Origin of the sequence: Vermiculatibacterium agrestimuris (assembly GCF_943193085.1) — a bacterium.
GTDB lineage: Bacteria > Bacillota > Clostridia > Oscillospirales > Oscillospiraceae > Vermiculatibacterium > Vermiculatibacterium agrestimuris.
In genome coordinates this window covers 1-23,698 of sequence record NZ_CALPCU010000028.1, presented here as the reverse complement: position 1 = coordinate 23,698, position 23,698 = coordinate 1, and the positions used below count along the sequence as shown (strand labels likewise).

General features: G+C 61.4%; 26 protein-coding genes and 2 tRNA genes. 14 read left to right on the top strand and 14 right to left on the bottom strand.

Annotation, left to right across the window (positions count from 1 at the left end; genetic code table 11):
* Positions 1 to 91: 91 nt before the first annotated feature.
* Positions 92 to 1,753 (bottom strand): dihydroxy-acid dehydratase, encoded by a 1,662-nt coding sequence (gene ilvD, locus NFR87_RS09040; RefSeq protein WP_251449040.1) that lies wholly within the window; start codon positions 1,751 to 1,753, stop codon positions 92 to 94.
* A 145-nt stretch (positions 1,754 to 1,898) separates the two neighbouring features.
* On the opposite strand from ilvD, the gene NFR87_RS09035 reads away from it, so the two are divergent.
* Positions 1,899 to 2,654, top strand: coding sequence for a helix-turn-helix domain-containing protein (locus NFR87_RS09035; protein ID WP_251449039.1), 756 nt, complete (start codon positions 1,899 to 1,901; stop codon positions 2,652 to 2,654).
* 74 nt (positions 2,655 to 2,728) lie between these two features.
* Here the strand turns inward: NFR87_RS09035 and ilvC are convergent, their stop codons facing one another.
* The 3 genes from ilvC to ilvB all read right to left on the bottom strand — a co-directional run bounded on the left by ilvC (position 2,729) and on the right by ilvB (position 6,116).
* On the bottom strand, positions 2,729 to 3,748 hold the full coding sequence (ilvC, locus tag NFR87_RS09030) for a ketol-acid reductoisomerase (protein WP_251449038.1): 1,020 nt from the start codon (positions 3,746 to 3,748) through the stop codon (positions 2,729 to 2,731).
* An 87-nt stretch (positions 3,749 to 3,835) separates the two neighbouring features.
* Positions 3,836 to 4,393 carry an acetolactate synthase small subunit gene (gene ilvN / locus NFR87_RS09025; RefSeq protein WP_251449037.1) on the bottom strand — a complete coding sequence of 186 codons (558 nt, stop codon included), beginning with the start codon at positions 4,391 to 4,393 and terminating at the stop codon, positions 3,836 to 3,838.
* 13 nt (positions 4,394 to 4,406) lie between these two features.
* A complete protein-coding gene (gene ilvB, locus NFR87_RS09020) occupies positions 4,407 to 6,116 on the bottom strand; it encodes a biosynthetic-type acetolactate synthase large subunit (protein ID WP_251449036.1) in 1,710 nt (569 codons plus the stop codon).
* Positions 6,117 to 6,340: 224 nt separating this feature from the next.
* On the opposite strand from ilvB, the gene rsxC reads away from it, so the two are divergent.
* Genes rsxC through NFR87_RS08990 form a run of 6 tightly spaced genes read left to right on the top strand, consistent with a single transcriptional unit; the run spans position 6,341 to position 11,588 of the window.
* Complete coding sequence (rsxC, locus tag NFR87_RS09015) at positions 6,341 to 7,699, top strand: electron transport complex subunit RsxC (protein ID WP_251449035.1); 1,359 nt, start codon at positions 6,341 to 6,343, stop codon at positions 7,697 to 7,699.
* Positions 7,696 to 8,751 (top strand): RnfABCDGE type electron transport complex subunit D, encoded by a 1,056-nt coding sequence (locus tag NFR87_RS09010; RefSeq protein ID WP_251449034.1) that lies wholly within the window; start codon positions 7,696 to 7,698, stop codon positions 8,749 to 8,751. Before rsxC ends, NFR87_RS09010 begins: the two co-directional genes overlap by 4 nt.
* Positions 8,748 to 9,329: an RnfABCDGE type electron transport complex subunit G gene (locus NFR87_RS09005; RefSeq protein ID WP_251449033.1), complete on the top strand. Its 582-nt coding sequence runs from the start codon at positions 8,748 to 8,750 to the stop codon at positions 9,327 to 9,329. Before NFR87_RS09010 ends, NFR87_RS09005 begins: the two co-directional genes overlap by 4 nt.
* A 12-nt stretch (positions 9,330 to 9,341) precedes the next feature.
* Positions 9,342 to 9,989 (top strand): electron transport complex subunit RsxE, encoded by a 648-nt coding sequence (rsxE, locus tag NFR87_RS09000; RefSeq protein WP_251449032.1) that lies wholly within the window; start codon positions 9,342 to 9,344, stop codon positions 9,987 to 9,989.
* A complete protein-coding gene (locus NFR87_RS08995) occupies positions 9,989 to 10,579 on the top strand; it encodes an electron transport complex protein RnfA (RefSeq protein WP_251449031.1) in 591 nt (196 codons plus the stop codon). Before rsxE ends, NFR87_RS08995 begins: the two co-directional genes overlap by 1 nt.
* Before the next feature lie 13 nt (positions 10,580 to 10,592).
* The gene (locus NFR87_RS08990) at positions 10,593 to 11,588 is read left to right on the top strand and encodes an RnfABCDGE type electron transport complex subunit B (RefSeq protein WP_251449030.1); all 996 of its coding nucleotides are present in this window, start codon (positions 10,593 to 10,595) and stop codon (positions 11,586 to 11,588) included.
* A gap of 52 nt (positions 11,589 to 11,640) precedes the next feature.
* Here the strand turns inward: NFR87_RS08990 and NFR87_RS08985 are convergent, their stop codons facing one another.
* The 8 genes from NFR87_RS08985 to ylxM all read right to left on the bottom strand — a co-directional run bounded on the left by NFR87_RS08985 (position 11,641) and on the right by ylxM (position 16,920).
* Positions 11,641 to 12,480 (bottom strand): DegV family protein, encoded by an 840-nt coding sequence (locus NFR87_RS08985; protein WP_251449029.1) that lies wholly within the window; start codon positions 12,478 to 12,480, stop codon positions 11,641 to 11,643.
* A 140-nt stretch (positions 12,481 to 12,620) separates the two neighbouring features.
* A complete protein-coding gene (trmD, locus tag NFR87_RS08980) occupies positions 12,621 to 13,382 on the bottom strand; it encodes a tRNA (guanosine(37)-N1)-methyltransferase TrmD (protein ID WP_251449028.1) in 762 nt (253 codons plus the stop codon).
* Positions 13,382 to 13,879, bottom strand: a complete 498-nt coding sequence (gene rimM, locus NFR87_RS08975; RefSeq protein WP_251449027.1) for a ribosome maturation factor RimM — start codon at positions 13,877 to 13,879, stop codon at positions 13,382 to 13,384. The genes trmD and rimM overlap by 1 nt, the downstream gene beginning before the upstream one ends.
* Positions 13,880 to 13,892: 13 nt before the next feature.
* Entirely contained in the window at positions 13,893 to 14,558 is a 666-nt protein-coding gene (locus NFR87_RS08970; protein WP_251449026.1) for a CatA-like O-acetyltransferase, read from the bottom strand.
* A gap of 61 nt (positions 14,559 to 14,619) precedes the next feature.
* Entirely contained in the window at positions 14,620 to 14,850 is a 231-nt protein-coding gene (locus NFR87_RS08965; RefSeq protein ID WP_251449025.1) for a KH domain-containing protein, read from the bottom strand.
* An 18-nt stretch (positions 14,851 to 14,868) separates the two neighbouring features.
* Positions 14,869 to 15,108, bottom strand: coding sequence for a 30S ribosomal protein S16 (gene rpsP / locus NFR87_RS08960; RefSeq protein ID WP_251449024.1), 240 nt, complete (start codon positions 15,106 to 15,108; stop codon positions 14,869 to 14,871).
* A gap of 72 nt (positions 15,109 to 15,180) precedes the next feature.
* Complete coding sequence (ffh, locus tag NFR87_RS08955; protein ID WP_251449023.1) at positions 15,181 to 16,548, bottom strand: signal recognition particle protein; 1,368 nt, start codon at positions 16,546 to 16,548, stop codon at positions 15,181 to 15,183.
* Positions 16,549 to 16,551: 3 nt separating this feature from the next.
* Entirely contained in the window at positions 16,552 to 16,920 is a 369-nt protein-coding gene (gene ylxM, locus NFR87_RS08950; protein ID WP_251449022.1) for a YlxM family DNA-binding protein, read from the bottom strand.
* Positions 16,921 to 17,086: 166 nt separating this feature from the next.
* On the opposite strand from ylxM, the gene NFR87_RS08945 reads away from it, so the two are divergent.
* From NFR87_RS08945 to NFR87_RS08920, 6 genes are all read left to right on the top strand, one after another.
* Positions 17,087 to 17,174: transfer RNA gene (locus NFR87_RS08945), tRNA-Leu, on the top strand.
* A gap of 82 nt (positions 17,175 to 17,256) precedes the next feature.
* The gene (locus NFR87_RS08940) at positions 17,257 to 17,652 is read left to right on the top strand and encodes a NusG domain II-containing protein (protein ID WP_251449021.1); all 396 of its coding nucleotides are present in this window, start codon (positions 17,257 to 17,259) and stop codon (positions 17,650 to 17,652) included.
* Between the two features lies 1 nt (position 17,653).
* Positions 17,654 to 18,193, top strand: a complete 540-nt coding sequence (locus NFR87_RS08935) for a Gx transporter family protein (protein WP_251449020.1) — start codon at positions 17,654 to 17,656, stop codon at positions 18,191 to 18,193.
* Positions 18,190 to 19,206, top strand: a complete 1,017-nt coding sequence (locus tag NFR87_RS08930; protein ID WP_251449019.1) for an FAD:protein FMN transferase — start codon at positions 18,190 to 18,192, stop codon at positions 19,204 to 19,206. The genes NFR87_RS08935 and NFR87_RS08930 overlap by 4 nt, the downstream gene beginning before the upstream one ends.
* 179 nt (positions 19,207 to 19,385) lie before the next feature.
* Positions 19,386 to 21,260 carry a flavocytochrome c gene (locus NFR87_RS08925; RefSeq protein ID WP_251449018.1) on the top strand — a complete coding sequence of 625 codons (1,875 nt, stop codon included), beginning with the start codon at positions 19,386 to 19,388 and terminating at the stop codon, positions 21,258 to 21,260.
* A gap of 142 nt (positions 21,261 to 21,402) precedes the next feature.
* Positions 21,403 to 22,182: a ZIP family metal transporter gene (locus NFR87_RS08920; RefSeq protein ID WP_251449041.1), complete on the top strand. Its 780-nt coding sequence runs from the start codon at positions 21,403 to 21,405 to the stop codon at positions 22,180 to 22,182.
* 68 nt (positions 22,183 to 22,250) lie between these two features.
* Here the strand turns inward: NFR87_RS08920 and NFR87_RS08915 are convergent.
* Positions 22,251 to 22,339, bottom strand: a tRNA-Ser gene (locus NFR87_RS08915).
* Between the two features lie 118 nt (positions 22,340 to 22,457).
* Between NFR87_RS08915 and NFR87_RS08910 the strand changes: the two genes are divergently transcribed.
* Positions 22,458 to 22,874, top strand: coding sequence for a PaaI family thioesterase (locus NFR87_RS08910; protein ID WP_251449017.1), 417 nt, complete (start codon positions 22,458 to 22,460; stop codon positions 22,872 to 22,874).
* Between the two features lie 39 nt (positions 22,875 to 22,913).
* Here NFR87_RS08910 and NFR87_RS08905 read toward each other — a convergent pair whose 3' ends face one another.
* Positions 22,914 to 23,636, bottom strand: coding sequence for an NAD-dependent protein deacylase (locus NFR87_RS08905; protein ID WP_251449016.1), 723 nt, complete (start codon positions 23,634 to 23,636; stop codon positions 22,914 to 22,916).
* Positions 23,637 to 23,698 lie beyond the last annotated feature (62 nt).

The window sequence follows — 23,698 nt, the reverse complement described above, 5'->3', positions numbered from 1 at the left end:
GGGAGGACTATATGGAGCGTCATATTTTAACGCTGGCAAAGTATAATGGAATCCGGGTAGATTCCTGGCCGCGGCTTCTTTCAAAAACGGCTTACTCCAGCACTGCGCCCTTGGCGGCGGAGGTGACCAGTTTGGCGTACCGGGAGAGGTAGCCGGTCTTGATGCGGGGCTCGGGACAGACCCACTTGGCCTTGCGCGCTTCCAGCACGGTCTTGTCCACCCTCAGCTCGATGGTGTGGTTGGGGATGTCGATGTCAATGATATCGCCCTCCTCCACGAAGGCGATGGGCCCGCCCAGGGCGGCCTCGGGGGAGACATGGCCGATGGAGGCGCCCCGGGTGGCCCCGGAGAACCGGCCGTCGGTGATGAGGGCCACGCGCTCGCCCAAGCCCATGCCGCAGATGGCGGAGGTGGGGTTGAGCATCTCCCGCATGCCGGGGCCGCCCTTGGGGCCCTCGTAGCGGATGACCACCACGTCTCCGGAGACGATCTTACCGGCGTAGATGGCGGCGATGGCGTCCTCCTCGCAGTCGAAAACACGGGCGGGGCCGGTATGTACCATCATGGCCGGGTCTACGGCGGCCTGCTTCACCACACAACCCTCGGGAGCCAGGGAGCCCTTGAGCACGGCGATGCCGCCGTAGGGGGAATAGGGGTTGTCAATGGGACGGATGATGGTGGGATCCAGGTTTTCCACCCCCGCCAGATTCTCGGCGATGGTCTTGCCGGTGCAGGTCATGAGAGTGGTATCCAGAAGGCCCTTGCGGGTCAGCTCCTTCATCACGGCATACACGCCGCCGGCCCGCTCCAGATCCTCGATGTAGGTGTCGCCCGCGGGGGCCAGATGGCAGAGGTTGGGGGTCTTGGAGGAGATGGCGTTGGCCATGTCGAAGCTCAGCTCGATGCCGCATTCGTGGGCGATGGCGGGCAGGTGGAGCATGGAGTTGGTGGAACAGCCCAGCGCCATGTCCAGGGCCTCGGCGTTGTGGAAGGCGGCCTCGGTCATGATATCCCGGGGGCGGATGTTCTTTTTCACCAGCTCCATGATCTGCATGCCGGTGTGCTTGGCCAGGCGCAGCCGGGCGGAGTAGACCGCCGGGATGGTGCCGTTGCCCCGCAGGGCCATGCCGATGCCCTCGGTGAGGCAGTTCATGGAGTTGGCAGTGTACATACCGGAGCAGGAGCCGCAGGTGGGGCAGGCATTCTCCTCGTATTCCTCCAGCCCCGCGTCGTCCAGCTTGCCCGCCTTATAGGCGCCCACCGCCTCGAACATATGGGAAAGGCAGGTGCGCCGGCCGCCCTGCATGGTGCCCGCCATCATAGGCCCGCCGGAGCAGAATATGGTGGGAATATTGAGCCGTGCGGCGGCCATGAGCAGGCCGGGAACGTTTTTGTCGCAATTGGGGATCATCACCAGGCCGTCGAACTGGTGGGCTATGGCCATGGCCTCGGTGGAGTCGGCGATGAGCTCCCGGGTGACCAGGGAGTATTTCATGCCCACATGTCCCATGGCAATGCCGTCGCATACGGCGATGGCGGGGAACTCAACGGGGGTGCCGCCGGCGGAGCGGATGCCGGCCTTCACCGCCTCGGCGATCTTGTCCAGGTTCATGTGGCCGGGGACGATCTCATTTTGAGAGCAGACCACGCCGATGAGGGGGCGCTCCAGCTCCTCCTTGGTGTAACCCAGGGCATAAAAGAGGGAGCGGTTGGGGGCGCGCTCGGCGCCCTTTGTCACATTATCACTGCGCATGGGGATTCCTCCTTAAAAGGGAATGTTGCAACTATTTTACTCTCTCAAAGCCCCAGCGTCAAGGAAAACGGCCCATTCTACCACCTGTGGATTGACGGAAAGTCTGGGAAATGCTATGCTGAAAGGGCAAAGGAGGCGGGAGAGAATGGAGCAGATCGACCGGGAACGCTTCGGCATCTTTTTAAGCGAATTACGCAAGGAAAAATGCTTTACGCAGCAGGAGCTGGCAGAGCGGCTCTTTGTATCCAACAAAGCGGTGAGCAAGTGGGAGCGGGGGCAAAGTCTTCCTGATATCAGTCTTTTGATGCCGTTGGCGGAGCTTTTGGGCGTGTCGGTGGCTGAGCTTTTGAAGGGGGAGCGGCTTGCGGAGGAGGCCTTGGATAGCTGTGAAGTGAAAGAACTTGTCAATAAGGCTCTTCAGCTTTCGGCGGAGGAGCGGGAGAGGGGGGAGAGGAGCCGCCGCTTCTGGCGGCGGGCCTGGGTGGTCTGCACTGCCCTGGCGGCGGTGGAGGTCATGCTTCTGGTCAATATAGGCCGTTTGACTGCGCTGGAGCTGTGGGACTATCTCATGCTGGTGGAGGCTCTGACTCTGGGGTTCGGGGCCTATTTCTGCTTCGCCGCCAAGGAGCGCCTGCCCGCCTTTTATGATGAGAACAGTCTGAACTATTACAGCGACGGCTGGTTTCGCATGAACATTCCCGGGGTGCGCTTCAATAACAGCAACTGGCCTCATATCCTGCGTGCCGCCAGGGCCTGGCTGCTGGGAACGGCGGTGGTCTATCCGCCCGTCTTCGCCGCGGCCAGGGTGCTTCTGCCCGCCGGGGCGTTGCTGGGCGTGACCCTCTTCGCCTGCCTGAGCTTTTTTATCCCCATCATGGCGGCGGCGAAAAAGCACGAATAAGAGAAGCGCAACACAAGAAAACCCGCCCTGTGGAAGCTCCCACAGGGCGGGTCGTTTTATTGCAATGGGAATCTTTAGTTGGAGGCGGTGTCCAGGTCGGCGTCGCCGCCCCAGATCATGTTCTTGCGCAGCTCTTCGCCCACGACCTCCATGGGGTGCTTCTTGAGCTGAGCCCGCTTGGAGTTGAAGAAGGTGCGGCCGTTCTTGTTCTCGGCGATCCACTTGCCGGCAAAGGTGCCGTCCTGGATGTCGGAGAGGACTTTGCGCATGTTGGCCTTCACCTCGTCGTGGGGCAGGACACGGGGGCCGGAGACGTACTCGCCGAACTCGGCGGTGTCGGAGATGGAGAAGTTCATGGCCGCCACGCCGCCCTTGTTGATGAGGTCAACGATGAGCTTCAGCTCGTGGATGCACTCGAAATAGGCGTTCTCCGGCTCGTAGCCGGCCTCCACCAGGGTCTCGAAGCCACATTGCATCAGATCCACCACGCCGCCGCACAGCACGGTCTGCTCGCCGAAGAGGTCGGTCTCGGTCTCGTCGTGGAAGGTGGTCTCCATCACGCCCGCCCGGGCGCCGCCGATGCCGGCAATGTAGGCCAGGGCGATCTTATAGGCGTTGCCGGTGGCGTTCTGCTCCACGGCCACCAGGCAGGGCACGCCCTTGCCGCTGACATAGGTGGAGCGGACGGTGTGGCCGGGGCCCTTGGGGGCCGCCATGAACACATCTACCCCGGCGGGAGGGACGATCTGCTGATAGCGGATATTGAAGCCATGGGCAAAGGCCAGCGCGTTGCCATCCACCAGGTTGGGGGCGATGTCCCGCTTATAGACGTCGGCCTGCACCTCGTCGTTGATGAGCAGCATCACGATGTCGCCCCACTTGGCGGCCTCGGCCACCGTCTTGACCTGGAGGCCGGCCTTCTCGGCGGCGGCCCAGTTCTTGGAGCCCTCCCGCAGGCCCACGCACACGTCGCAGCCGGAATCCTTCAGATTCAGGGCATGGGCGTGGCCCTGGGAGCCGTAGCCGATGATAGCGATCTTCTTGCCGTCCAGGTAGGAAAGGTCGCAGTCCTTCTCATAGTACATCTTTGCCATGATAAACACTCCTTATTTTGTAGTGGCTTCCATTTTGTTTTAGTATCGCATAGGGCAGGGGAAAAGAATGTAACACATGATACATTCTCACAGGATGCTCTTGCCCAGATTGAACTCGGTGGTCTCCTTGTTGTCGTCGCTGATGGTATAGGCGCCCCGCTCCAGGGCTACCATGCCGGTGCGGACCAACTCCAGGATACCGAAGGTCTCCAGCAGGTTCTGCATGGCCTCGGCCTTGCTCTCGTCACCGATGAGGGCGATGGTGAGGGACTTGATGGACACGTCGATGATAGAGGCCCGGAAAATGTTGGCGATCTGGACGATCTCGTTGCGCACATTGGAGGTCTCGGCCTTCACCTTAAACATCACCAGCTCCCGGCGGATGGAGCGCTGGGGGAGGAGCTCCTGGACGGAGTAGACGGAGAACTGCTTGCGCAGCTGGTTCATCAGCTGCTCCATCATGGCGTTATCTCCCATGACCTCGATGGTGATACGGCTGACGGCGGGGTCGTCGGTGGTGCCCACGGCCAGGGACTCGATGTTGTAGCCCTTCCGGGAGAAAAGGCGGGAGACCTGGGAGAGGACGCCGGAGGCGTTTTCCACCAGGACGGAGAGGGTGTGGCGGGTATACTGTTCCTTTTTCATTTCCTCCACCTCCTCAATCCAGCAAAAAGTCGGTGACGGGCGTTCCCGCCGACACCATGGGATGCACCATGGCGTCCTTGTCAATGTCGCATTGGATGAAGTACGGGCTTTGGCTCTCCAGCGCCCGCTTCATGGCCTTTTCCAGTTCGGCCTGGTTGGCGCACCGCTCTCCCGGGATACCGTAGGCATCGGAAAGCTTGACGAAGTCGGGGCCGTAGTCCAGGTCGGTCTGGGAGTAGCGCTCGGCGTAGATCAGGTGCTGCCACTGGCGCACCATACCCAGGGTGTGGTTGTCGAACAGGGCGATGATGACCGGGATGTGGTAGTGGGAGAGGGTGGCCAGCTCGTTGCAGTTCATGCGGAAGGAGCCGTCTCCGGTGCAGAGCACCACCGGCTTGTCGGGGTTGCCCAGTTTGGCGCCGATAGCGGCGCCCATGCCAAAGCCCATGGTGCCGAAGCCGCCGGAGGTCACCAGCTGACCGGGGCGGGAGAAGTGGTAATACTGGGCCGCCCACATCTGGTGCTGGCCCACATCGGTGGCAATGATGGCCTCGCCGCCGGTGATGGCCTGGATGGTCTCCAGGATCTCGTGAGGGTGGAGGATCTCGTCCTTTTTCAGGGGCACCTCCGGGTGGGAGAAGACCCACTGCTTCCACTGAGGATAGTCGTGGTCGGGCAGCTTCTCGTTGAGCAGCTGGAGCACTCTTCTGGCGTCCCCGATGATGTGGTGATCGGTCTTCACGTTTTTGTCGATCTCAGAGCGGTCAATGTCGATCTGGACGATCTGGGCCTGCTTGGCAAAGTCGTCGGGGACAGTGGCCACCCGGTCGGAGAACCGGCAGCCGATGGCGATGAGCAGGTCGCACTCCGCCGAGGCCAGGTTGGAAGCGTGGGAGCCGTGCATGCCGATCATGCCGGTAAAGAGGGGGTGGTCGCCGGGCAGCGCGCCGCCGCCCATGATGGTGGAGGCCACAGGGGCGTTCAGGGTCTCCACAAACTTGCGAAACTGGGGAACCGCCCCCTTGGAGCGGATGACGCCGCCGCCCACCAGCACCAGGGGCCGCTTGGCCTTGGCGATCAGATCCAGCAGCCGGTCGATATCTCCGAAGTCGGGCTCCGGGGTTTTCAGGTCGTGACTGGAGCGGCGGAGCATGGCCGCCAGACGGCCGTGGGCGGCGTGCTGCTCCACAGGCAGTGGCTCATATTCCGCCACGGCGGCGGTGATGTTCTTGGGAATGTCGATGAGCACCGGCCCGGGCCGGCCCGAACGGGCGATGGCGAAGGCCTCCCGGATCACGTCGGCCAGCTCCTCGGGAGAGCGCACCAGGAAGTTGCATTTGGTGATGGGCATGGTGATGCCGGTGATATCCACCTCCTGGAAGGAGTCCTTGCCGATGAGGCTCTCACTGACGTTGCAGGTGATACACACGATGGGGGAGGAGTCCATATAGGCGGTGGCAATGCCGGTGGTCAGGTTAGTGGCCCCGGGGCCGGAGGTGGAAAAGCACACGCCCACCTTGCCGGTGGAGCGGGCGTAGCCGTCGGCGGCGTGGCAGGCGCCCTGCTCATGGGCGGTGAGGATATGGCGGATCTTATCTTTATAGCCGTGGAGCTCCATCTCGTCGTATACGTTCAGGATCGTGCCGCCGGGGTAGCCGAAAACGGTATCCACACCCTGCTCCAGCAGGCACTCCATGATGATTTGCGCGCAGGTCATTCGCATGGCTCTGATCCTCCTTGTCAATTGAAGGTATCATACTTCCCGGAAGCAGATTTGTCAAGTGATAGAGCGGAAAGGGAGGGAAAAACTAAACTGGGAGTCTAAAATAAAAATTCCATCATTTTTTTACCGCTTTGGGGCTGGACTTTTGGGAAAACCTCCACTATAATATAAATGTTTGTAAAGTTCCACTGGGGAAGAGAAAGCGAGAAAATTGAGGTGAGGCTATGTTGCATCAGTTTTTCGGCGGAGTACATCCCGCCGAGCACAAGGATCTGACCGAGCACAAGGCCACCGCACCCATGGCGGAGGCGCCTGCCCAGGTGGTCATCCCCATGGCCATGCACGTGGGCGCTCCCTGCAAGCCCGTTGTGGCGGCAGGGGACGAGGTGAAGGTCGGCACGCTCATCGGCGAGACCGCCGGTCTGGGCGCGCCCATCCACGCCAGTGTGTCCGGCAAGGTAGTGGCCGTGGAGCCCAGGCCCTACGGCGGCGGCGGAATGATGATGTCTGTGGTCATCGAAAACGATTTCCAGGACACCCCAGATCCCGCCATCAAGCGCCGGGAGAACGTGGAAGCGTTGACCGGGGCGGAGATCATTGAGATCGTCAAGAATGCCGGTATCACCGGTATGGGCGGCGCGGGCTTCCCCACCCACGTCAAGCTCTCCGGCGCAGTCGGCAAGGTGGACACTGTGATCCTCAACGGCGCGGAGTGTGAGCCCTATATCACCTCCGACCACCGGCTCATGCTGGAGCGGGGCGAGGCCGTCATCGGCGGCGCCCGGCTGCTGGCCAAGGCGGTGGGCCTGAAGGAGGCCACCATCGGCATCGAGCTGAACAAGCCCGACGCCATCGAGCATTTGAAGGCCCTTGTGGGCGAAGCCGGCGATGTGCACATCGAGGGCCTGAAGACCCGTTATCCCCAGGGTGCTGAGAAGCAGCTCATCCAGATGATCACCGGCCGTCAGGTGCCTCCCGGCAAGCTGCCCGCCGATGTGCAGTGCGTGGTGTGCAATGTGGCCACCGCCGCCGCCGTCTGGGACGCAGTCACCGAGGGCAAGCCTTTGACCCGCCGGGGCGTCACCCTCACCGGCGGCGCCGTTGCCGAGCCCATGAACGTCATGGCGCCGGTGGGCACCCCTGTCAGCCATCTCATCAAGATGGCCGGCGGCTTCAAGGTGGATCCCGACCGGGTGCTCTACGGCGGCCCCATGATGGGCAACCCCATCTACGACCTGGACGTGCCCATGATGAAGTCCACCAACTGCATCCTCTCCCTGACGAAGGATGAGGTGGCCGAGGAGGATCCCGCCCAGACCTGTATCCGCTGCGGCAAGTGCGTGGACGCCTGTCCCATGCGTCTGACCCCGCTGTTCATGCGCATGCGGGTGAACAAGCGGCTGTGGTCTGAGGTGGAGCAGCTGCGGGTGATGGACTGCATCGAGTGCGGCTCCTGCAACTACATCTGTCCGGCCCGTTTGCCCCTTGTCCAGTCCTTCCGCACGGCGAAATTTGCCATCCGCGACGAGCAGGCCAAGGCCCGCGCCGCCGCCGAGGCTAAAAAGGAGGCGGCCAAAGCATGAATGAAAAGAAAGAACTGAAGCTGACAGTCGCGTCCTCGCCCCATGTCAACTCTCCGGTGAGCACCCGCTCTCTCATGATGGACGTGCTCATCGCCCTGGTGCCCGCCCTGTGCGTGGCCGTGTATGTCTTTGGCCCCCGGGCGCTGCTGCTCACTGCCGTGAGCGTGGTGGGCTGTGAGTTTTTTGAGTGGCTCTACCGCTTCCTGCTGAAGAAGCCCCAGACCGGGGGAGACCTGTCCGCCGCCGTGACCGGCGTGCTGCTGGCCTTTGTGTGCCCGGTGTGGCTGCCCTACTGGTGTATCCTCATCGGCGACTTCTTCGCCATGTTTGTGGTCAAGCAGCTCTTCGGCGGCTTGGGCAAGAACTTCCTGAATCCCGCCCTGGCCGGACGTGCATTCCTGATGCTGTCCTATCCCAGCCTCATGACCACCTGGGCCAAGCCCGGTGAGTGGGTGGGCATCACTGACAAGGTGGCCGACGCGGTCTCCTGCGCCACCCCCATGGGCACCATGCACGGTTCCACTGTGGCCGCTGCCACGCTGCCCTGGCTGGGCGATGCGGGTTCCACGCTGCAGGATCTGTTTCTGGGCACTGTCCCCGGCTGTATCGGCGAGGTCTCTGCCGTGGCCCTGCTGGCCGGCGGTGTGTACCTGCTGTGGCGGGGCGTTATCCACATCCGTATCCCCGGCGCCTACATCGTCACCATGGCGGTGCTGAGCGTCATCTTCACCAAGGGCAATCCCAACCTTGAGTGGATGCTCGCGCAGCTCTTCGGCGGCGGCCTGCTGCTGGGCGCGATCTTCATGGCGACCGATTACGTCACCAGCCCCTGCACCCCCAAGGGCGAGATCATTTTCGGCCTGGGCTGCGGTCTGCTGACCTTCTTTATCCGCTACTTCGGCGGCTATCCCGAGGGCGTCAGCTATGCCATCCTGCTGATGAACATCTGCACGCCCATCATTGAGAAGTATACCCGTCCCAGCCGCTTCGGCGTCACCAAGGAAGATCGGAAGGCCGCCAAAGCCGCGAAGAAAGGAGGGGCGAAGGCATGAGTGAAGCTGTTACCAAGAAGCCCCGGAGCCATGAGAAGAAGAAGGACGACTCCTCCATGGGCAGGCTGACCCTCACCCTGGGCGCCATCTGCGCCGTCTGCGCCCTGGTGCTGGGCGGGGTCTATATGCTGACTGCCGACGCGATCAAGATGAACCAGCTGGGCGATAAGATGACCGCCATGCAGCTGGTGCTGGCCTCTGACGACTACGAAGAGGTGGACTACACCGGCGCCGACGCCGCCATCCTCTCCGCCTACAAGGCCGGGGACGCCGGCTACGTGATCGAGGTGGACTGCGCGGCCAACTCCTTCTCCGGCACCCTGTCTCTTATGGTGGGTGTGAACGCTGACGGCACCGTCTCCGGCGTGGAGGTGCTGGACAGCGCCGAGACCTCCGGCCTGGGCGCGGTGGCCAAGGAGGACGCCTCCTGGCGGGCCCAGTATGTGGGCAAGTCCGGCACGGTGAAGGTGGATAAGGACGGCGGCGAGATCACCTCCATCTCCGGTGCCACCATTACCTCCCGGGGCGTGTCCGCCGGCGTCACCGCCGCTCTGGCCGCTGCGGCCGAGCTGAATTAAGGAGGCAGTGACATGAATGTAAAACAGCAGTTCAAAGAGGGCCTGATCACCCAGAACCCGGTCACAGTCCAGCTGTTGGGCATGTGCTCGGTCATGGCCATCACCACCAGCCTCTTCAACGGCGTCGGCATGGGCATTTCCGTGCTGGTGATCCTGACCCTCTCCAATATCTTCATTGCCGCACTGCGGAAGATCATTCCCAACAAGATCCGCATTGCCTGCTTCATCGTGGTCATCGCCACCTTCGTCACGGTGGTAGACCTGTTCCTGAAGGCGTATTTGAAGGAGCTTTCCGCCAGCCTGGGTGTGTTCATTCCCCTGATCGTGGTCAACTGCATCATCCTGGGCCGGGCGGAGTCCTTTGCCTCCAAGAACAGCATCGCCGCCTCCGCGCTGGACGGCGTCTTCCAGGGCCTGGGCTACACCGTGATCCTCATTATCATGTGTGTTGTCCGGGAGTTCCTGGGCGGCGGCACCTTTGGCGGCGGCCTGTTGGGCGAGGGCGCGAAGGGTATCACCGTGTTTCCCGCGGAGTTTGCCATCGCCGGCCTGTCCCGCCCTGTGGGCGGCTTCCTGACTCTGGCCTGCGTCATCGCCGCCATGCAGTATTTCCTGAATAAGCCCAAAAAGGCTGAAAAGAAAGAGGAGGTGGCCAAATAATGGATTGGAAGAATCTGATCACCATTGCCCTTGGCGCCATCCTGATCAACAACTTTATCTTCTCCCAGTTCCTGGGCATCTGCCCCTTTATGGGCGTGTCCAAGTCCACGGATACCGCCTCGGGCATGGGCCTGGCCGTGACCTTCGTCATGGGCCTGGCCTCCGCCGTGTGCTGGCCCATCAACCACTTCGTCCTGGAGCCGGCTGGCCTGGTGTTCATGCAGACCATCGTCTACATCCTGGTCATCGCCTCCCTGGTGCAGTTTATTGAGATGTTCCTCCAGAAGTCCATGCCCTCTCTGTACACCGCCCTGGGTGTATACCTGCCCCTCATCACCACCAACTGCGCGGTGCTGGGCGTGGTGCTCCAGAACACCCAGAACACCTATGGCTTTGTGGAGAGCGTGGTCTATGGCGTCACCGGCGGCCTGGGCTTCCTGCTGGCCATCTATCTCTTTGCCGCCGTGCGGGAGAAGCTGGAGTATTCCGAGTGCCCCAAGGCCTTTGAGGGCTTTCCCATTGCCTTGGTCACCGCCGGCCTGCTGGCGCTGAGCTTTGGTGGGTTCTCCGGCCTGAAGCTTTTCGGGTAAGGAGGAAAAATCAATGATGACTATTGTTTATGCTGTGGCGGTGCTGCTGGTGATGGGCGCGGTGTTCGGCGCCATCCTGGCTTTTGCCGCTAAGGTCTTCGCCGTGGAGAAGGATCCCCGGGAGGAGGCCATCGTGGGGTGTCTGCCCGGCGCCAACTGCGGTGGCTGCGGCTTTCCCGGCTGCGCCGGCTATGCCGCCGCCGTGGTGGCAGGGAACGCCCCTGTCAATGCCTGCGCTGCCGGCGGCGAGGCTGTGGCCAACCAGATCGCTGAGATCATGGGCGTGTCCGCCGGCGAGACGGTAAGACAGGTCGCCGCCGTGCGCTGCACCGGCTGCGGTGTGGATCACACCAAGTATAACTATGTGGGCGTGAAGGACTGCCTGGCGGCCTCCCGGCTGCCCGGCGGCGGCCCTCTGGGCTGTGACTATGGCTGTCTGGGCATGGGCACCTGTGAAAAGGTCTGCCCCTTTGACGCCATCCACGTCATCAATGGCGTGGCCGTGGTGGACGAGGATAAGTGCAAGGCCTGTTCCAAGTGCGTGGACGTCTGCCCCCGCCACATCATCGCGCTGGAGCCCTACAAGACCAAGCGGCACGTGGCCATTCCCTGTTCCTCTCACGCCAAGGGCCCCGTGGTCACCAAGGTCTGCACCAACGGCTGTATCGGCTGCTCCCTGTGCGCCAAGGCCTGCCCCAAAGAGGCCATTACCATGGACAACTTCCTGGCCAAGATCGACTATGACAAGTGTATCGGCTGTGGGATCTGCGCCCAGAAGTGCCCCCGCGGCCTGATCACCGTGGACGGTGTGGTGCCGGAGAAGAAGCCCGCGCCGGCCAAGCCGGCGGCTCCCGCCGCCCCCGCCGCGCCCGTGGCTGAGGCCAAGCCTGCCACCGCCCCGGTGGAGGAGGCCAAGCCTGTGGAGGCCGCTCCTGCCGTGCAGGAGGCGCCCAAGGCGGAGGAGACCGCCCCCGCCGCTCCCGCTGAGGAATCCCCCAAGGCGGAGTAAAACGAAAAAAAGAGGCCCGGTATCGCGAAGATACCGGGCCTCTTTTTTTCTCTTAAAATGCCACCACCACGCCGCCGTCGTTGGCGTATACCGTGGTGACGCCCCGGGCGTCAGAGATCAGGATATCCTTGAAGTGGCAGGATTTTTTCACCTGCTCCAGCACGTAGAAGGCCCGCTCCGCGTTGTTGCAGTGGACGATGGAGAGGGTCTTGCCCACGTGGCCCGGATCGGCGGCCATCAGCGCCACCATCCGGCTCAGCGCCTGCTTCACCGACAGGGCCTGGCCCACCTTTTTGATCTCCCCTTCAGGGGTGGCCCCCATGAGAAGCTTGATGCGCAGGGCCTCGGTCACCAGGGACAGCGCCCCGGTGAGGCGGCCGTTTTTGCGCAGGTGATCCAGGTTTTCCAGTACAAAATAAGTGGTCATGGAGGAGATATATCTGGAGGTCTCGTTGACCACGGTCTGGAAGTCCCGGCCCGAGCCCGCCAGCTCCAGGAGCTTCATAGCCACACAGACCTCTCCCGCGGCGGCGGAGCAGGAGTTGAAGATGTGCACGTTGCTCTTGGGGTGCTCCTCCAGCCAGATGGCCCGGGCCTGGGCGGCGGAATTGTGGGAGCCGGAGAGGAGGGCGGAGAGGGTGACCACATAGAGGTCGTCGGCCTGGGCCTGGTCAAAGGCATCCAGATACTGGGCGGGGGAGGGACAGGCCGTCTTGGGGGGCTGGTCGTTCTCCCGCATAAGGAGCAAAAGATGGGTCTGGTCAAAGGTGTGGTCGTCTACGATGTCCTCCCCAGCCAGCGAGATGGTCAGCGGTACCCGCAGGAAAGGCCCCTGATGGAACTGAGGAGCGGTGAGGTCGCAGCAGCTGTCCACAATAATTTTGAAACTCATAAAATGTATCTCCGAATCTAATATTTGAAATTACATTCGGATTATAACACATTGAAAAGGAAAAGTAAAGGGAAAGCGGGGGGGAACGGGCTCGAAACAGAAAAAGTGCGGAAGCTCAGGGCTTCCGCACCGTTTTGGGGTCAGCGGGGAAAGTCCTCCGGATATTCCTCCCGCAGCTCTCCCATCAGCTTGATATCCTCCTTCGTGGAGGACAAGTCCAGCTTTTCATACATATCCGGCCTGCGCCGTTTTGTCCGCAGGATGGCCTGCTTGCGCCGCCACCTTTCAATGAGGGCGTGGTTGCCGGAGAGAAGGATGGAGGGCACCTTCCTGCCGTGCCACTCCTCGGGGCGGGAATATTGAGGATATTCCAGCAGACCGTTCCAGTGGCTCTCGTTTTCAAAGCACTCGGGATCGGGGAGCACGCCCGGCACCAGCCGGCTCACCGCGTCGGCCACCGCCATAGCGGGGATCTCCCCGCCGGTGAGGACAAAATCTCCCAGGGAGATCTCCTCATCCACATACGCCTCGATGAAGCGCTCGTCGATGCCCTCGTAGTGGCCGCAGACCAGGATCAGGTGGTCGTAATCCGCCGCCAGGCGCTTGGCATCCGCTTGCCGGAAGGTGGTTCCGGCGGGGGAGAAGTAGATGGTGCGGCCGGGGCCGAAGGAATCCACCACGTGCTTCCAGCACTGGTAGAGGGGGTCGGCCTGCATCACCGCCCCCCGGCCGCCCCCGTAGGGATAGTCGTCCACCTGCTTCTGCTTGTTGAGGGTGTAGTCCCGGATCTGGTGGGTCTCAATGCGCAAAAAGTCCCGCTCCTGGGCCCGGCCCAGAATGGATTCGGAGAGCACATCCCCCACCGTCATGTCAAACAGGGTCAAAATGTCGATGCGGTACATCAGCTCTCCATCCCTTCGATGAGGTTGACCTTAATATAACCGTCCTCCACATTGGTCTCCGCCAGGAAGGCGTCCACCGCGGGGATCATGTACTCCTTGCCCTTGCCCCTGACCACATAGACCTCGTGGGCGGGCGGTGTGAGGATGTCGGCAATGACGCCCAGCTCCTCTCCAGAGGCGGCGTCCAGCACCCTGAGGCCCATGAGGTCGGCCAGAAAGTGCCGGCCGTCGGGCAGCGTTACGCCAGTACGGTCGATGGAGAGGACTTTGCCCTTGAGCTTCATGGCCTTCTCCACTGTATCAACCCCCTCCAGGGCGGCCAGCACCATGGTTTTGTGGGGGCGGGCGGCGAGGAGCTTGACGGGCTTGCCGTCCATATAGAGGGTGTCGAAGGCGCACAGGAACTCCGGAGAATCCGCCCAGGGCATGATCTTCACCTCGCCCTTGATCCCGTGGGTATTGACGATCTGTCCGGCCTCTAAAAATTGGTTTTTCATAGAAAAGCTCCTTTTAGGTGTGCGCTGTTTCCCGCTGACGGATGAGTCCGCTCACAGCGGCGAGCTGCTCAGCCAGCGCGGAGTAAAAAGCGGCAATATGGACGCCGTCCACCAGCGCGTGGTGGCAGAGGATAGAGAGGGGCAGCAGCGTCCGGCCCTCGGCAGTGTGATACTTTCCCCAGGTAATGCGGGGATTGCTGTCGGCGGGGGAGGGGACGGGCTGGACAAGGCCGGTGAAGGAGAGCCAGGGCAGGGTGGAGATGAACAGCTTGTCCAGGGCCTCTTCTTCACTCTCCTCAATGCCGCCCCGGGCCATGGCCCGCTCCTGGGCCTGGACAGCATAGGACAGATAGTCGAAGAAGGGCCGGCCGCTGTCCAACGCACAATAGCAGTATGTCCCGTCCTCCAAAGCCACGGTGTGGGAGGTCTGGCATCGGTCAAATTCCACGACCCTCCCCTCCAAAATGCGCTGACGCAGCTGGAGCACACGGTTAGCGGCCTGGCTGACGCAGTAGCACAGAGAGAGGAACAGGGGAAGGCCGGCCGCCCTGACCTGGGGGAGGAAATCGGTGATGTCCACCTCCGCGGTGAGGCCCACATAAGGGTAGGCCATGGCGCTGAAATAGTCAAAATGCGCCTTGCGGGGATAGGCGTTCATATCCAGATAGCGGTAGTCCATAACGCGCTCCAATCTTATGGTGGAAATGAAAAAACGGCGGGGGAAGCCCCGCCGTTTTCACTCAATCGCTGATCTCGACCGAGACCCGTGTACCCTTCCGCTGACCCACGGAGCGCATGAGGACACGGATCCACTTGGCAATGCGGCCCTGACGGCCGATCACCTTACCCATATCCTCGCTGGCGACCCGCAGCTCCAGGGTGGTCTCGCTCTCGCCCACGTGCTCGGTGACCTCCACCTGATCGGGGTTGTCCACCAGGTTCTGGGCGATGTAGGTGAGGAGCTCTTTCATCTGGTGTTGTCCTCCCTTTTAGATAGCGCCGGCTTTTTTCAGCAGAGCCTTCACTGTCTCAGTGGGCTGAGCACCGGTCTTGATCCAGGCCTGGGCGCGCTCGGCGTCCACCTTCAGCTGAGCGGGGTCGGCGGTGGGGTCGTAGGTGCCGATCTCCTCGATGAAGCGGCCGTCACGGGGATAGCGGGAGTCCGCCACCACAATGCGGTAGAAGGGAGCCTTCTTAGCGCCCATACGGCGCAGACGAATTTTGACCATTTTATTTTCACCTCCATAGAATTATCGTTCGTATATCTGGAAACGCCGGGCTCCGGCGCTTACCAACGTAGTTTAGAAGGGAAAGCCTCGCCCCATACCCATGCCGCCCATACCGGGCAGGCGGCCCTTTTTGGCCAGCTTTCGCATCCGGGGGTCGCTCATCTGCTTGGTCATCTGGCGCATGGCCTCAAACTGCTTGAGCAGTCGGTTCACATCCACCACGCCCACGCCCGCCCCGGCGGCGATGCGCTTTTTTCTGCTGTTGTTGAGCACATCCGGGTTCTCCCGCTCCTGGGGGGTCATGGAGAGAATGATGGCCTCGGTACGGCCCAGGGCCGAATCGTCCATGTTGGCGCCCTCCAGGGCCTTAGCGTCGATGCCGGGGAGCATCCCCGCAAGGTCGCTGAGGGAGCCCATATTTTTCATCTGCACCAACTGGTCGTAGAGGTCGGTGAGGGTGAACTTATTCTTGCGCAGCTTCTGCTCCAGTTCCTGGGCCTTCTTCAAATCGAAGTTTTCCTGGGCCTTTTCGATAAGAGAGAGGACGTCTCCCATGCCCAGGATACGGCTTGCCATCCGGTCAGGGTGGAAGATCTCCACCTGCTCCAGCTTTTCTCCGGTGCCCGCGAACTTGATGGGCTTGCCGGTCACTGCCTTGATGGAGAGGGCCGCTCCGCCCCGGGCGTCGCCGTCCAGCTTGGTGAGCATCACGCCCGTCAGATCCAGCGCGTCGTCAAAGGCCTTGGCGGCGTTCACCGCGTCCTGGCCGATCATGGCGTCTACCACCAGCAATATCTCGTCGGGAGAGACGGCGGCCTTGATGTTCTGCAGCTCCGCCATCAGCTCCTCGTCCACGTGGAGCCGCCCGGCGGTGTCCAGAAACACCAGGTCATTGCCGTGCTTTTTGGCGTGCTCCACGGCGGCGCAGGCGATGTCCACCGGGTCGATCTGCCCCATCTGAAACACGGGGATATCCAGCTGGGCGCCCACCACCTCCAACTGCTGGATGGCGGCGGGGCGGTATACGTCGCAGGCCGCCAGAAGAGGCCGCTTGCCCTGCTTTTTCATCAGCCCTGCCAGCTTGGCGGCGTTGGTGGTCTTGCCCGCGCCCTGAAGGCCCACCATCATCACGACTGTGGGGGGCTTGGAGGAGATGGTCAGCTTGGCGTCTTCGCCCCCCATGAGCTCGGTGAGCTCCTCGTTGACGATCTTGACGATCATCTGGGCGGGGGAGAGGGCCTCCAGCACGTCGGCGCCCACGGCCCGCTCCGACACCTTGGCCACAAAATCCTTGACCACCTTATAGCTCACGTCGGCCTCCAGCAGGGCCATACGGATCTCCCGCATGGCCTCCTTCACGTCGGCCTCGGTGAGGCGGCCTTTGCCCCGGAGCTTTTTGAAGGCGTTGGAGAGCTTTTCAGTCAGTCCCTCAAAGGCCATGGCTCACTCCTGCTTGAGCTTGTTCAGCACGGAGGAGATGCGCTCGGTCAGCGCCTCGATCTCGTCGTCCCGATATTGGGCGGCATTGCGCTGGGCGATGGCATCCACATCGGCCAACAGGCCCCGGAGCTCGTCCTGCATCACGTGGAAGCGGCGGATGATCCCCGTCTTGTCCTCCAGCTCGGTGAGGGTGGCCTCCGCCCGGACGATCACGTCCCGGACACCCTGGCGGGAGATGCTGTAATTCTCCGCGATCTCACTGAGAGAGAGGTCTTCATTATAATAAAGGTCGTAAAACTCCTTTTGCCGGTCGGTGAGCATGTCGCCGTAGAAATCATACAGCAGTGCCATGCGGTAAGCCTGGTTTTTCACGAGGATCCCTCCCTGGTGACGAAATGTAAAGTCGAATGACTTTACAATGGAAATATTGTACACCAGCGGGAGGGTTTTGTCAAGAGGTTGTGGAGAGCCGGCGCGAAAAAAATCTCTTGCACTTCAGGGAAAAAGTCTGTATAATAAAAAGCCGAACAGAAAATATGCCGGTGTGATGGAATTGGTAGACGTGACGGACTCAAAATCCGTTGGGCTAATCCCCCGTGTGGGTTCGAGTCCCACCACCGGCACCAAAAGGGAGGGCCGCCTATAGGCGGCCCTTTTCTTCCAGATGCAGACCGGCGGAGCGTCTACTTACGGAAAGGAAACAAAAGCATGGCTGAAAATGAGACTGGCCTGATGAAAAAGAAGGATGTGCTGATCATTCTGGCGGCCCTTTTGATCGCCGCTGCCGGCATGCTGGCAGTTTGGCTGAGCGGTCGGAACGCGGTGGTGGAACATGCCCGGATCTATGTGGGCGCCGACCTTTATCAGGAGGTGGCCCTGAACGAGGATCAGGTCATCGAGGTCGACCAGGGCAGCGGCGTGGTCAACCACATCGAGGTCAAGGACGGCGCCATCCGGATGATGGACTCCACCTGCCCGGACAAGCAGTGCGTCTACCAGGGGGAGATGTCCATGGAGAATTATGAGCGGCGCGGCCTGCGGCAATGGATCGTCTGTCTGCCCAACCAGGTGACGGTGGAGCTGGTATTGGAGGGCGGGGAGTAATATGGAGCGAACCTCTTCTCGGTTCACCACCCAGCGGCTGACCCGTTTGGCCCTGCTCTCGGCGGCGGCGGTGGTGCTTGGCTATATGGAAAACCTCCTCGCCGCTGTGATGGCGCTGCCTCCGGGGATCAAGCTGGGACTGGCCAACACAGTGCTGCTCTACGCCATCTATCTGTTGGGGGCAAGGTATGCGGTGCTTCTGATGCTGATGAAGGTGGTGCTTACCGGCTTTATGTCGGGCAATCTGGCGGCGGCGTTCTTTTATAGTATGGGTGGCGGCGTTCTGAGCCTTGTTATGATGCTTTTGGTGAAAAAGCTGGGCCGGGACAGCGTCTCCATCGTGGGCGTGTCGGTGGTAGGCGCGATATTCCACAACGTGGGCCAGATCCTGGTGGCCGCGCTCATTATGGAGACGCCGGGGCTGTTGTTCTATGTCTTTCCCCTGATGATCTCGGCCGTAGTCACCGGCATCATCACCGGTATTGCCGGGCGGCAGATCGTGCGGGTGCTGCGGCTTCCCGGCGCGGAGGGACAGGGATGAGAAAAAAGCTGATATGGGGATTGGCCCTGGCCCTGGCGCTGACCGGCTGCGGCGGCGGTCCTGCCGTGGCTCCGCGCGTCACCACTGCGCCGGCCGAGCCCAAAAGCCAGGTGGCGTTTTTCTTCGACACTGTGGTGACCATGAACATCTACACCGATGACGAGACGCTTCTCTCCGACGCCCAGGCGGAATGTCAGCGGTATGAGGACTTGCTGAGCAAGACAGTGGAGGGCTCTGACGTCTGGAATCTGAACCACGCGGGAGGAAAGCGGATCCAGGTCAGTCCCGAGACCCGGGAGATCCTGGAAAAGGCGCTGGAGTACTCCGCCCTTTCTGAAGGAGCTTTTGACATTACCATCGGCGCCTGCGTAGACCTGTGGGATTTCACAGGGGAGGGGATGGGGCGCCTTCCTGACGAGACCGCCTTGGCCCAGGCCGCCGAGAAAGTGGGTTGGGCCCAGATCGACATGGACGAGGAGGGAGTCCTGCTTCCCGCCGGCGTCACCATCGACCTGGGGGCCATTGCCAAGGGCTATATCACCGACCGCATTGCCGATTTTATGCGGCAGCGGGGCGTGGAGAGCGGTTTTCTGAACTTTGGCGGGAATGTACTGGCCATCGGCGGTAAGCCCGATGGCACCGACTGGAATATTGGCATACAGGATCCCCGGGGCCTTCAGCAGCAGGCCGTGGTGGGCGCTGTGCCCGTAAGGGATCAGGCTGTGGTCACCAGCGGCATCTATGAGCGGGGCTTTGATCTGGACGGAGTGCGCTATCACCATATTCTGGATACCGCCACCGGCTGGCCGGTGCAGAATGAGCTGGCCGGCGTTTCCATCATTGCCCCGGATGCCTTTGACGCCGATACGCTATCTACCGCGGTGTTTGCCATGGGCTTGGAAAAGGGAACTGCTTTCATTGAGAGCCTGGATGGGATCGAGGCCATCTTTGTCACACGGGAGGACGAGGTGACCTGGACTTCCGGGCTGGAGGGGCGGTTCCAGCCGACATAATGGAATAATGGGAAAAAGGGTCTTCTCTGCCTGCGGCAGGGGAGGTCCTTTTTGACATGGCCAGAAAAATGTGAATTTTTTATCAAATTTTATTGCGTATTCCAAAACATGGTGCTATAATACCACATTGTTCGGGAGAAAAATCCCAATACAAATCAAAACTTAAGGAGAGGAACAATATGAAGAAGAGACTAGGCGCTCTGCTGCTGGCCGCGGCCATGATCTGTGGCTTGGCTGCGTGCAGCAACGAGGGCAAGGAAAGCCCCGCGCCTGCGGACGCCGTCACCGGCGTTGGCGAGGGCAGCGGCTACGGCGGCGCTATCAAGGTGGAGGTCACTCTGTCCGCGGACAAGAGCAAGATCGAGAAGATCGACGTGACCGAGAGCAATGAGACCCCGGAGATCGGCGGCAAGGCCATTGAGCTGCTGACGACTTCCATTCTGAACGACCAGACCATCAACCTGGACGCCATCAGCGGCGCCACCCTGGCTTCCGACGGCTTCCTGGGCGCCGTGGAGGCCGCTCTGACGGCGGCCGGGGCCGATGTGGCCAACTTTAACTCCAAAGTTGAAGGCGGCAACGGCGAGGAGCAGACTATGGATGTGGACGTGGTGGTCGTGGGCGCCGGCGGCGCCGGCATGACCGCCGCCATTGCCGCCGCCCAGGCCGGCAAGAAGGTCGTCATCCTGGAGAAGACCGCCATGGTGGGCGGCAACTCCGTCAAAGCCACCGGCGGCATGAACGCCGCCAAGACCGAGTGGCAGGACACCAACGAGTTCACCGAGAACGCCGGTGTGGAGAAGACCCTCGGCTCTGCCGCCGAGACCTACCCCGAGCTCAGTGACCTGGTGGCGACTGTCCAGAAGGAGTATGACGACTGGAAGGCCGCCGGCTCCAACGGCTACTTCGACAGCGTGAACCTGTTCATTCTGGACACCATGGTGGGCGGCAAGGGGATCAATGACAAGGAGCTTGTCAGCGCCCTGGCCAATAATTCTGCCGCCGCCATCGACTGGCTGGACGGTATCGGCGCCGAGCTGCACAATGTGGGCTCCTTCGGCGGCGCGTCCGTCAAGCGGATCCACCGCCCCGTGGACGCCGAGGGCAAGACCGTCTCTGTCGGCGGTTACATCGTTCCCATTCTGGAGAAGGCCTGCGCCGACAACGGCGTGGAGATCATCTTCAACGCCCCTGTGACCGAGATCCTCATGGACGGCGGCAAGGCCGTGGGCGTGAAGGCCGAGGGCTATACCGTCAACGCCAAGAGCGTCGTCCTGGCCTGCGGCGGCTTCGGCGCCAACCTGAAGATGGTGGCCGAGCTCAAGCCTGAGCTGGACGGCTTTGTCACCACCAACGCGCCCGGCTGCACCGGCGACGGCATCAAGATGGCCGAGGCCGTGGGAGCTGCCACTGTGGACATGGATCAGATCCAGATCCATCCCACTGTGGAGCAGAACACCTCCGCTCTGATCACCGAGGGTCTGCGCGGCGACGGCGCCATTCTGGTCAATGCCGAGGGCCTGCGCTTCTGCGACGAGGTGGGCACCCGTGATGCCGTCTCCGCCGCTGAGCTGGCTCAGACGGGCGGCAACGCCTGGCTGGTGGTGGATCAGAAGATGGTGGACGCCTCCAGCGTCATCGCCGGCTACATCAAGAAGGGCTTCACCGTTCAGGGCGACACCTACGCCGACCTGGCCAAGGCCATGGGCGTGCCCGAGGATGTGCTTCCCGAGACCATGGAGAAGTGGAACGCCTGCGTGGCGGCCGGCAAGGACGAGGAGTTCGGCCGCACCAGCTTCGCCAATCCCCTGGACAGCGCGCCCTTCTACGCCATCCAGATCGCCCCCGGCGTCCACCACACCATGGGCGGTGTGAAGATCAACACCTCCACGGAAGTCCTGGGCACTGACGGCAATGTGATCCCCGGCCTCTTCGCCGCCGGCGAGGTCACCGGCGGCGTCCACGGCGCCAACCGTCTGGGCGGCAACGCTGTGGCCGACTTCACCGTTTTCGGCAAGATCGCCGGTGAACAGGCCGCCGCTTACGCCAAGTAAGAGGATCCTATGGAACGAAAAAGACCCAGGGCTTGGCCCTGGGTCTTTTTGCGCGCTGTCCGGCGTACGCTGGGCACCGTCACCCGCCCCTGTCTCCCGTCATAGATTAGGGTGAGGTGATTCCGTGAATAATGTTGTCATTATGGCCCTCATTGCTACATTGGGGACTTGGTTCGTTACGGCGTTAGGCGCTGGAACGGTCATATTGTTCAAACATACCAACCAAAAAGCAATGAACCTTATGCTGGGTTTCGCCGCGGGAGTGATGATCGCCGCCAGCTTTTGGTCGCTGCTCCAGCCCGCTATAGAACGGGCGGAGGCTTACTTAAATGTGCCGGCCTGGCTGGTGGTGACTTGTGGGTTCCTGTGCGGAGCAGTGTTCATGTGGGTGTCAGATAAGCTGGTGAGCTATGCCCGCCGCAAGGCGGACAGCGTTCCGGAGGAGGGGGGACGGTTTAACCGCATCATGATGCTGGTACTGTCCATCACCCTCCACAATATCCCGGAGGGGATGGCGGTAGGCGTGGCCTTCGGCGCCCTCCACAACGGCGGGAACCCGGAGGCCCTCATGGGGGCGGTGACCATCGCCGTGGGCATCGGTCTTCAAAATTTCCCGGAGGGTGCGGCGGTGTCCCTTCCTCTGCGGCGGGAGGGCTGTTCCCGGGGGAAGAGTTTTCTTATCGGTCAGGCCTCCGGTATGGTGGAGCCCATCGCCGGCGTTTTCGGGGCGCTTATGGTGGTGTATGTGGAGGCCTTTTTGCCCTTCGCGCTGGCCTTTGCCGCCGGGGCAATGATCCTGGTGGCCGTCCACGAGCTGATCCCGGAGTGCCAGCAAAATCAAAAGATCCATCCCTACTTTGCCACCATGGGCATCGTCGTCGGCTTTGCGGTGATGATGCTTCTGGATGTGATGCTGGGGTAGGGAAGGTTTGCTCCCTCTCCCCAAAATAGAGAAAGAGAGGCTAAGATCATAAGATCTTAGCCTCTCTTTGGCGGAGCGGGTGGGATTCGAACCCACGGACGGTTGCCCGTCAACTGATTTCGAGTCAGTCCCGTTATGACCACTTCGATACCGCTCCATGCCGTGTTTTCACACTTTTAGTAGGATACCCTATTTTTTCTTTCTTGTCAATATTGCGCTTCCGGCCATTTAAGGATATAATAAAAACAATACATACAAGAAGGAGTAAGAGAATCGTGGTAGATAAAGAAGGACTTCTTCAGCACTTTCATGACAATCCCTTCCTGCAGATCAATCATATGGAGTTTGTGGACGCGGGGGAGGACTGGGCCCAGATGGAGCTCAAGGTCTATGAGGGCAGTCTGAATCCCTTGGGCCTTGTCCATGGAGGCGCGCTGTTCACCTTGGCGGACAGCGCCGGCGGCGCCGCCGCCCACACCGACGGCCGGGTCTATGTTACTCTTTCCAGCAGCTTTACTTTCCTCCACAGCGCGCTTCCGGGCGACACGGTCAGGGCCAAGGGGACGGTGCGCCGCCGGGGCCAGACCACCTGCTATGTGAATGTGGACGTTACCAACCAGAAGGAGGAGCTGCTGGCCAGCGGCAATTATACCTTTTTCCATATCCCTGAGATGGACGGCAGGTTCAACTGATACAAAAAACGCCGGGAGCAGCCGCTCCCGGCGTTCCTTTTATACCCGGATCTGTTCCAAAAGCGCACCGATCTTGCCGGTGAGGATCAGGTCAGCCCGGCTGTCGTAGGGCGTAGGCGTTTTATTGATGAGTACCAGCCGGTGGCCCCGGTAGTAGTTGATAAGGCCCGCCGCCGGGTACACCGCCAGGGATGTGCCGCCCACGATGAGCAGGTCGGCCCCGGCGATGGCCGCGACCGCCTTTTCCATAACATCCCCATCCAGGGGTTCCTCGTAGAGCACTACGTCGGGCTTTACCAGACCGCCGCAGACATCGCACCGGGGGACGCCCTGTGCACGCTTGACATAGGCGGCGTCAAAGGATTTATGGCACTTCATGCAATAGTTGCGGTGGACGCTGCCGTGGAGCTCGTAGACCGTTTTGCTCCCCGCCGCCTGATGGAGGCCGTCGATATTCTGCGTGACCACCGCCGCCAGCCGGTTCGCGGCCTCCAGTTGGGTAAGCCTTTTATGGGCGGTGTTGGGCCTGGCGTCCAGATAGAGCATCTTTTCCTTGTAAAATCGGTAAAACGCCTCCGGATCGCGGAGGAAAAAGCTGTGGCTGATGATGGTCTCCGGCGGGTAGTCGTAGCTCTGATTATAGAGACCGTCCACGCTGCGAAAGTCGGGTACGCCGCTCTCTGTAGACACCCCCGCGCCGCCGAAAAACACCCCGCGCCGGCTCTCGTCCAGCCACTTCTGCAAAGTCTCCAGCTCTGTCATGATATCTGCCTCCTTTGGAATGAAGCATATCACGAAAAGACGGGCCGCGCAAGAGCGCGGCC